This window comes from Burkholderia sp. Ac-20344, assembly GCF_017104975.1.
GTDB lineage: Bacteria > Pseudomonadota > Gammaproteobacteria > Burkholderiales > Burkholderiaceae > Burkholderia.
This window is the reverse complement of record NZ_JAAGPP010000114.1, coordinates 22,112-31,202: the sequence shown is the minus strand read 5'-3', so window position 1 is coordinate 31,202 and position 9,091 is coordinate 22,112. Positions and strand designations below refer to the sequence as shown.

General features: G+C 67.6%; 9 protein-coding genes. All 9 read right to left on the bottom strand.

Annotated elements, in window-relative coordinates; genetic code table 11:
* Window positions 1-895: iron chelate uptake ABC transporter family permease subunit (locus G3N64_RS28660; protein ID WP_205787032.1), on the bottom strand; the 895-nt coding region annotated here is incomplete at its 3' end.
* Window positions 892-1,740, bottom strand: a complete 849-nt coding sequence (locus tag G3N64_RS28655; protein WP_205787030.1) for an ABC transporter ATP-binding protein — start codon at window positions 1,738-1,740, stop codon at window positions 892-894. The genes G3N64_RS28660 and G3N64_RS28655, both read right to left, overlap by 4 nt.
* On the bottom strand, window positions 1,740-2,747 hold the full coding sequence (locus G3N64_RS28650; RefSeq protein ID WP_205787029.1) for a TauD/TfdA family dioxygenase: 1,008 nt from the start codon (window positions 2,745-2,747) through the stop codon (window positions 1,740-1,742). The genes G3N64_RS28655 and G3N64_RS28650 overlap by 1 nt, the downstream gene beginning before the upstream one ends.
* 45 nt (window positions 2,748-2,792) lie before the next feature.
* Window positions 2,793-3,035 (bottom strand): MbtH family NRPS accessory protein, encoded by a 243-nt coding sequence (locus G3N64_RS28645; protein ID WP_205787028.1) that lies wholly within the window; start codon window positions 3,033-3,035, stop codon window positions 2,793-2,795.
* 86 nt (window positions 3,036-3,121) lie between these two features.
* Window positions 3,122-3,778, bottom strand: coding sequence for an RNA polymerase factor sigma-70 (locus tag G3N64_RS28640; RefSeq protein ID WP_205787027.1), 657 nt, complete (start codon window positions 3,776-3,778; stop codon window positions 3,122-3,124).
* Window positions 3,779-4,164: 386 nt separating this feature from the next.
* The gene (locus tag G3N64_RS28635; RefSeq protein ID WP_205787038.1) at window positions 4,165-5,187 is read right to left on the bottom strand and encodes a fimbrial protein; all 1,023 of its coding nucleotides are present in this window, start codon (window positions 5,185-5,187) and stop codon (window positions 4,165-4,167) included.
* On the bottom strand, window positions 5,184-5,930 hold the full coding sequence (locus tag G3N64_RS28630) for a molecular chaperone (protein ID WP_205787026.1): 747 nt from the start codon (window positions 5,928-5,930) through the stop codon (window positions 5,184-5,186). Before G3N64_RS28630 ends, G3N64_RS28635 begins: the two co-directional genes overlap by 4 nt.
* A gap of 16 nt (window positions 5,931-5,946) precedes the next feature.
* Complete coding sequence (locus G3N64_RS28625; RefSeq protein WP_205787037.1) at window positions 5,947-8,400, bottom strand: fimbria/pilus outer membrane usher protein; 2,454 nt, start codon at window positions 8,398-8,400, stop codon at window positions 5,947-5,949.
* A 118-nt stretch (window positions 8,401-8,518) separates the two neighbouring features.
* The gene (locus tag G3N64_RS28620; protein WP_205787025.1) at window positions 8,519-9,031 is read right to left on the bottom strand and encodes a fimbrial protein; all 513 of its coding nucleotides are present in this window, start codon (window positions 9,029-9,031) and stop codon (window positions 8,519-8,521) included.
* Window positions 9,032-9,091 lie beyond the last annotated feature (60 nt).

Here is a 9,091-nt window from a genome sequence, read left to right as displayed (position 1 = left end):
CGCCCGCGAGCGCCGACAGCGGCACCAGCACGCCGAGCCGCGCCGCGCGCGCGCCGCGCACCTGGCGCAGCAGGTTCGGCGCGACGAGGCCGACATACGACAGCGGGCCCGCGATACTGACGGCCACGCTCGTGAACGCGACCGCGACGATCGTCGCGGCGAGCCGCGTCGCATCGACGCGCACGCCGGCCGCAGCCGCCGCGTCGTCGCCGAGCGTGACCGGATTCAGCGGCCGGATCACGAACGCCAAGGCGAGCAGCGGCGCGACGAGCCCGCGCGCGGCGAGCGCGAGGCCCGTCGCGCCCGGCTGATAGAGGCTGCCGTTGGTCCACAGCGCGGCGCCCGCGATGTTCTGCTCGAAGAATGCGAGCACGAGCGTCGACAGCGCGGCGAACAGCAGCATGCACACGCTGCCCGCGAGCACGAGCCGCAATGGCGTCGCGCGCCAGCCGCCGGCCGCGACGATCGCGCACGCGGCAGCGGCGAGCCCGCAGACGAACAGCAGCGGCACCGATGCGACGCCGGCCAGTGCCGGCACGAGCATCGCCGCGAGCAGGCCGAGCTGGGCGCCGCCCGTCACGCCGAGCAGGTCGGGCGACGCGAGCGGATTGCGCGTGAGCGACTGGAACAGCGCGCCCGCGATGCCGAGGCAGCCGCCCGCGACGAGCGCGGCCGCGACGCGCGGCAGGTTGAGGTCGAACAGGAATACGTGCGCGAGCGCAGCGGCATCGCTGCCGGGCACGGCGTCCCGCCACACGCGCAAATCGGGGGCGACGCGCAGCGCCGCAAGTGCCGCGATCAGCGCGACGAGGCCGATCGCAATCGTCCCGGCCCGCCCCGAGGTCGCGCCCTTCCCCGCCGCCGCGAGGCGCTTGCGCATCGCGAACGTCGTCATACGGCGAGATCCCGGTCGAAGACGCCGGCCGCCTGCGGCGCGCCGTCGGTCGCCGGCCCGTAGGCCGGCACGCACATCGGTGCGCCCGTCTGCGGATGCGCGAGCTTCAGCATCTCGACGCCGAACGCCGCGCGCAGCCGCGCCGGATCGAGCATCGCGTCGGGCGTGCCCTGCGCGACGAGGCGGCCCGCACGCATCAGCACGATCTCGTCGCTGTACGCGGCCGCCTGGTTCAGGTCGTGCAGCACCCACACGATCGTCAGCCCGCGCGCGCGGTTCAGCGTGCGCAGCGCATCGAGGATGTCGAGCTGGTGATGGATGTCGAGATAGGTGGTCGGTTCGTCGAGCAGCACGATCGGCGCCTGCTGCGCGAGCGCCATCGCGATCCACGCGCGCTGACGCTCGCCGCCCGACAGCGCACCGACGTCGCGGTTCGCATCGTCGGCGAGGCCGCTCGTTTCGAGCGCCTCGTCGATCGCCGCATGGTCGACCCGCGACAGGCCGCGCAGGAAGCCGCCATACGCATAGCGTCCGTACGCGACGAGTTCGCGCACGGTGAGGCCCGACGGAATCTGGTTGAACTGCGCGAGCATCGTCAGCTCGCGCGCAAGCGCGCGACGGCGAAACGACGCGAGCGGCTGGCCGTTGACTTCGACATGGCCGGCACGTGCGGGCTGCAGGCCCGCGAGCGTGCGCAGCAGCGTACTCTTGCCGCAGCCGTTCGGTCCGCACAGCGCGGTTACGCGGCCGGCCGCGATCGACAGGTCCAGCCCGTCGATCACGACATGGTCGCGATACCCTACCGACAGCCCGCGCGCGGCAAGCGCGGCGGTACTACGCGCCATCAATCCTCCGTTCGGTCGCGCGGGACCGTGTAACTCTGCGCCATCGCGACGACGACCTTGCGCGGCCCCTCGAACGGGTCGCGCGCATGCGCGGTCAGCATGTTGTCGAGCATCAGCACGTCGCCCGTGCGCCACGGGAACACGATGCGCTGCTGGTCGAGCACGCCGCGGATCTCCGCGAGCGCGTCGGCTTCCAGCGGCTCGCCATCGCCGTAATACACGTTGCGCGGCACGTTCTCGAGCCCGACCGCGTCGACGAGCGCTTCCTGCATGTCGTCATCGAGTGCCGACAGGTGAAACAGGTTCGCCTGGTTGAACCACACGCGGTCGCCGGTGCGCGGATGGCGCGCAACGGCCTGGCAGCGTTCGCGGGTGCGCAGCAGCAGTTCGCCGTCGTCGTCGGTACGCCATGCGCATTCGATGCCGCGCGCCGCGCACATCCGTTCGACTTCGGCCGGCTCGCCGGTGCCGAACGACTGCTGCCACGGCAGGTCGAGCCCCTGCCCGAAATTGCGGACGTACAGCAGCTCGCGCTTCTCGAAGCGCGTAACCAGCGCCGGATCGAGCGCGCGATAGACGGCGCGGCTGTCCGCGATCGGCGTCGCACCGCCCTTCGGCGCCGCGAGCGCGCAGTGGAACCAGATCCGCAGCGGCCATTCGCGCGTATACGACTGCTCGTTGTGCAGCGGAATCGCACGGTGCGGCGGGTATTCGGTCGACGTGTAGACCGCGCCTTCGACCTGGCTGCGCGGCGTCGATGCGTATTCATAGCCGATCAGCGGATCGCCGAACGACGCCGCGAACCGCTGGAACGTGTCGATCGACGGCACGTGAAAACCCGTGAACAGCACGCCGCCCGCCCGTTCGAGCGTGTCGGCCGCGATCTCGCGCGCCAGCGGCGCGACGTCGTCGATCGACATCCCGTCGCTGCCGCGCGGCGACACGACGGTGGGCAGCCCCGGCTCGATACGCAGGTCGTCGAGCGTCGGCAACGAAAGCAGGGTCATGCAACGTCCTCTTCAGGTGGCGCGCCGCAAACGCGGCGCAGCGGGTCACGACGCGCGCGATGCGCGCTCGCCATCCATTGCGCGACGCAGGCTCGCGGGGCGCATGTCGGTCCAGACGGCCTCGATGTGCGCGAGACAGCCGGCTTTCGGGCCGCTCACGCCGACCTCGCGCCAGCCGGCCGGCACGGGCCGGAACGTCGGCCAGATCGAATACTGTTCTTCGTCGTTGATGACGACCGTATAGACGAGATCGTCGGTGTCGGCGGAAGGCGTCGGGGCTTGCGTCATGATCGGAAATCGCTGAGGCGGTTGAAGGTGGCGAAGCGGCGGTTTCGGCCGCTCCTGTCTGATAGACGATTGGCCGGCGCGATTTTTTACCGGCGCCGCGCGCGGCCGCCCAGGAACACCGGGCACGCGACGCCGCGATGGCACGCGTCGAGGCATTCCGCGCAGTGGCGCTCCGCGTCGCGCACCATGAAATGCACGAGCGTCTGCGATACGTTCAGCGCGCGCGCCGCGGTCTGCAGCGTCTCCTCGCGCAGCCGCACCATCTCGAACGCCGCGCGGCTGCGCGCCGGCAGGTCGTCGAGCGCGGCCCACACGCGCCGCAGCGTATCGCGCGTCAGCAGTGCGGCCTCCGGCGTCGGCTCGGGCGACGGCACGTCGAAGCCGTCGTCCTCTTCCGTGTGATAGACGTTCTCGAGGCTTTGCCGGCGGCACGCGTCGATCGACGCATTGCGCACCATCCGCGTCACGTATGCGACCGGCTGGCGCACCGCGTCCTGGTTCGGGAATTCGACGAGCTTCACGAACACGTCGTGCACGACGTCCTCGGCGCGGCTTACACAGCCGACGAAGCCGCGCGCGACATTGACGAGCATCGCGCGATGCGAGATCAGCACGTCGAGCAACGCACCCTGCGCACGAGGCTCCGCGGCACGGCGCACACGCGGCGGCCGGTCGGGATAACTGCCGAGGAACGGGTTCGCCGCTGCCGCCGCCGGTCGGTCGAGCACTTCCGCCATCGCCATCGATCTGCTCCGTCAAATTCCGAGATAGCGCAATTTAACGTAAACGCAAATCATTCTCAATGCGATTACGGGATACCCCTTCCGGTTGTCCGGATTTGTCTGATCAATCGATGGAAGCGACGTTCCGGAGGATGGGGCGCGCGCGCAAAGGATCGCGCTGCGTTCGAATCTCTCTGCGGGTCGGCGCGCTGTCGAGCGCGCTGTCGACCGGCTCCGTCGCCTACCCTGACCCGGCCGAGGTGACGAACGGCCGGCATGGCGATCGCTACTGGCGTGCCGCTGGGCGCACTGAGTATCGCGCGCGGGTTTGAGAAGGAAGCGCCGGCGTGCCGGCGCTTTTTCATGGCGTGCGTGCGGTGCGCTCGGCTGCGCCCACGCATGTCACGTCAGTAGATGAACAACCGGATCGTTGCGGTCGCATCGAATCGCCCGATCTTCGGCGGCCCGAACGATTTCAGCACCGCGTCCATCAGCACGCTTTGATTCATCACGTTCGACGGAAACTGCGCGAGCGTGAACTGCTGATTGAACGGAATGGCCTTGCCCTGGCTGTCCTCGATGCCGATACCGAAATTGCTGTCCTTCGCCGGCACCAGCAAACCGTTCTGGACCGGAAAGCTCGTTTCGAAATATCCGTCGACCCGCACCGCGACGTTGCACTTCTTCGTCAACGACAACGAGAACCGCTTGCGCGGCACCGCCGGCAGGAAGCCGTTACCCACCGCCTGTACCTGACCGAAGTTGACGATGCCCGGTTCGGGCGTCACGAGCACGTCGACGAAGCACGGCGTCGGCTTGAGGTTGCGCAAGCCGCTCAGGCGATACTGGAAGCTCGGGTTGTATGCATTCAGCCCGAACTCGCCGTCGAACTGGAATACCGTGTAGGTATCGCTCGGCGGCTGGACCCAGTTGCCCTTCTTGCGCACGACGACCTGATAGTCGATGCTGATCCGGGTCTGCTGACAACGCCCGCGATCGAAGTCGTACCTGCTGCACGGCGGCACCGAATACCCGGTAAACACACCGCCGCCGCGATTGCTCGTCTTGTCGAAATAGTCGATACCCTTGTAGCGGATGCCGATCTCCAGCCCCCACGCGGCCGGGTCCGTGCGATTCGGGTTCGCGTAGAAATAGATGTTGTCGACGACTTTCAGGCTGCCGGCATCACCGAGGTCCTTGTAGCAATACCCCGACGTCGTGCGCACCGGCGACACCCAGATCACGTATCCGTCCGGCGCGTCGGTCGGATACGACGCAACGCCGCCGATCGGCTCGGTCAGCGAGGTCGCGCCGCTGTTCGTCAGGCATCGCAGTGCCCACGCCGGCTGCGCCGCCGCGACCAGCAATGCGAGCACGATCCAGCGCAGCCACGCCGCCGGCAATTGCCGTTCGCGCATCCCGCCGCTCATCGCTTCACGCGCTTGCACGCACCCGCGTCGCACGCATACTCGACCGCCACCTGGCCGCCGTAATCGTCGATATGCGTGACGAACAGCGTCGACGGCGTCGCGGCCTTGAACGGCACGTCGGCCGTGCTCATCGGGCTGACCATCACCGGGTCCAGCGGCACGTGCGTCTTCTGCGCACCCGATGCCACGTCGACGATCGTGATGTGATACGGCGTCGGGTTGTCGAACACCAGCGTGTGCGCGGCCGCGTCCACGCGCAGCGTCATCGGCAGCGTCCAGTCCTCGTCGCGTGCCGGCTGCACGGCCTTCGGGCGGTAGAACAGCTTCATCTGCGTATGCAGCGCGATCTGCAGCGTGTTCGGCGTATCCGTCTTCGGCGGCACTTCGCGGATGTTCAGGTAGAACACCGATTCGCGATCGGCCGGCAACTCGGTGCCCGGCAGCTTCGCGATCCGCAGCACGTTGCGCTCGTTCGCCTCGACACGCTGCAGCGGCGGCACGACCATCAGCGGCGACGTGATCTTGTTGCCCTTCGCGTCCTCGAGCCACGACTGCACGAGATACGGGTACGTCGTGCTCTTGTTGGTGATCGTGACGATCGCGGCCTGTTCGCCTTCGTTGAAGATCACCCGCGTACGGTCCGGCACGATCGCCGCCTGCGCGGCGCCTGCGAACAGCGCGCCGGCGGTCGCGAGCACGCACCATGCGCGTCGCGGAAAAGAAAGGGAGAGGGAATTTTTCATCGCTGGATCCGTGAATTCATCGTTCGACCCGTGCGGTCGCTGCATGCGACTCGCCGGGCGTCTGGCACGTCACCGGAATCGGCGTGCCTTCGAGCTGGAGCTGGTTCGGCAGCGTGTCGATCGTGCAGAGCGTGCGTTCGCCCGCGCGCACCGCCAGCATGGATTTCGGCTGAACCTGGGTCAGGAACGCCGCACCGCCCTCGCCGACGATGCCGAGTTCCTTGCCGTTCGCCGCGTCCTGCACCGACGCACCGAACGGCAGCGGCTTGCCGGCCGGGTCGGTCATCGTCAGGTACAGGTTGCTGCCGCGCGCAGCGGAAAACTTCACGAAGCCGATCGCGCCATCGGTCAGCACCATGCGCTGGATCGGGTTCGACACCTGCACTTCGAGCGGCAGCTTCTCGACGTTGACGGTCGCGTCGTACACGTTGTACGGCGAGATGCCGTCGAGCACCGCGTAGCCGCGCGAATCGGTATGCGAGAGCGTGCCGGACAGCGGCACATCGGGCACGCCGTCGGTCGACACCAGCAGGCGCGTGTCGCCCGCATTGCCGTTCGCGTGCGCCGAGACGCCGTATTGCGTGGCGACGAACGAGCCGTCGACCTCGAGCGACGCGGCCGCATACGCATTGGCGAGCGTCGACGCCTGCGCGTTCAACTGATACGCCGACGAGCGCTGGCGGTAGCTCGCATTCGCCGACGCACGGCCGTCGGTCGCGCCTGCGTTGATCTGGTAGGTGCGGCCATTCGGATCGTCGTAGATGTAGCCCGCGTTCACGCTCGTGCTGCCGCTGCCCGTCGTCAGGTTCGACGTGACGGTGTGGCGGCCGCCGATCGGCAACGTCGCGGTGACCGAGACCTGGTTGCCGCTTGCACCGGCGCTCTGCGTACGGAAGGCCGACACGCTCACGTTCAGGTTGCGCAGCGTGCCGATCGAGAACGCACGCGTCAGCGTGAGGCCGACGCGCTGCTCGTTCGCACGTTCCCAGTAGGTCGTCTGGTCGTACGAGAAATAGGTCGACGTGTCGCCGAAACGCTTCGACAGCGTCGCCGAGTAGCGCTGCTTGCTGTTGGCGAGGCCGTACGCCGTCGGGTCGCCCGAGAACTGCGCGAAGTTCGTGTATTCGCGCTCGGAGAAGCGATAGCCGAAGAAACGCACGTCGGCATCGAGCCCGTCGAAGTGCTTCGAATAGTTGATGCGGTACGAGTTGCCGTTGCGCGTCGCGCCGTTCCACCACAGCTTCGCCCGCGCATGCGTGACGTCGGCCGACAGCGCGCCGAATGCGCCGAAATCGCGGCCCACGCCGAGTGCGATCGACGTGTAGCCCGACGCGGCGATGAAACCGCCATACGCGGTGACGTCGAACGGCAGGCCGTAGGCGATTTCGCCGAAGCCGAAGAACGGCGTGATGCCGGCGCCGCCGAACAGCCGCGGCTTGCCGACGGCGGCCTTGTAGCGCAATTGCCCGGCGCGCGCGAGAAACGGCACGGCGGCCGTCGTCACCTGGAAGCGCTGCACGCTGCCGTCCTCTTCCTCGACTGCAACGTCGAGCGTGCCCTGCACGCTCGTATTGATGTTCTGCAGCGCGAACGCGCCCGGCGACACGCGCGTCACGTACAACACGCGGCCCGCCTGCGAAACGGTCACGGTCGCGTTGGTGCGCGCGACGCCCGAGATCAGCGGCGCATAGCCGCGCAGCGACGGCGGCAGCATGCGGTCGTCGCTGCGGATCGACGCGCCCGTCAGCGCGAACGTGTCGAAGATGTCGGAGGTCAGGTAGTCGTCGCCGAACGTCACCGTCGACTGGATCGACGGCAGCGCACGAAATGCATAAAGCCGGCTGAAGCGGAACGTGCGATCCGCGTAGGCCGTATTGCCCACGTTCGATTGCGCCTGATAGTCGCCGCGAAAGCGCCATGCATCCCAGTTCGCGCCAACCGTCCCGTAGGCCTGGATCGAGTTCGTCTGGCGACCGTCCGTGCCGAAGTTGCGGTTCGTGTTCGCGATCACGCGATAGTCGAGCATCGCACCCGGAATCCCTTCGGACCAGCGCGACGGCGGCAGGTAGGTCGAATCGCTGAACTCGAGCGCGGCCTGCGGAATCGTGATCTTGAGCCGCCCGTCGCTTTTCAGGTAGCGCACGGTCGCCCCTTCGATCGCGCCGAGGTCGACGCAACGTCCGCCCTGGAAGCGCGGCAGGTCCTTCGCGAGCGACGGCTTCAACCCGAACTGCGCGACGAGTTCCGGCCGCAGGCACGGTTTGCCTGCCCCCGACGCGTCGACGGCGATGAACTCGATTGCCTGCAGCCCGTAGAACAGGTCGTTGACCTGTACGTCGAGCATGTACTCGCCGGGCAGCGTGAAGCCCGCCTGCGAGAACTGCGACAGATCGACGTTGTTCGAGCCGTCGATGTTCAGGAACGACGCATTGAATTCCGTCGCATGGCTCTGGCTGCCGACCACCAGCACGGAGACGCAAAGGAAGGAATGTCTGATTCGCACGCGGCGCTACCGAATGTCCAGGGAGGGGAAAAGGGAGGAAAAACGAACGAGGAAGGGTGCACGCACCCTTCCCCGATGCGGCGGCTTACTGGTAGCGAACCGTGAAGTTCGCCACGCCGTCCGCGGTACCCGGCGTCACGCCGGCTGCGGTCGCTTCGTACATGGCCGCGAAGCGTGCGATGTTCGTGCCGTTCTGCAGCACGGTCGGCGCCTTCTGCTCGGCGCCGTTGTCGAGGTATTCGCCCGACGCTGCCTGCAGGCGGATACCGACGTTGGTTGCCGAACCGATCGTCGCGAGCAGCTTCGGCTGGCCTGCGCTCGACGTGCCCGTGAACGTGAAGTACGCGTTCTGCGCGACGCTCGTGTCGCAGTCGGTCAGCTTGATGTCGAAGTTGGTCGGCGTGGACTTGTCGCCAGCCTGCTTGAACACGTTGGTCGGCACCTTGCCGAGGTTCACGGTCTGGTTGACCGAGCCCGAATCGATGCCGCATGCGCCCGCGACGATCTCGCCCGTGAAGTTGATCGTGCCGGTGCCCGCTGCGAAGGCCGAGGTCGACAGGGCCGCGAGTGCGACAGCGGTCAGGAGGGATTTTTTCATGACGTTACCCGTAAGGAGTGCAAATGGAGTAGATGACGTGGCGGACACAAACGGCAGCGT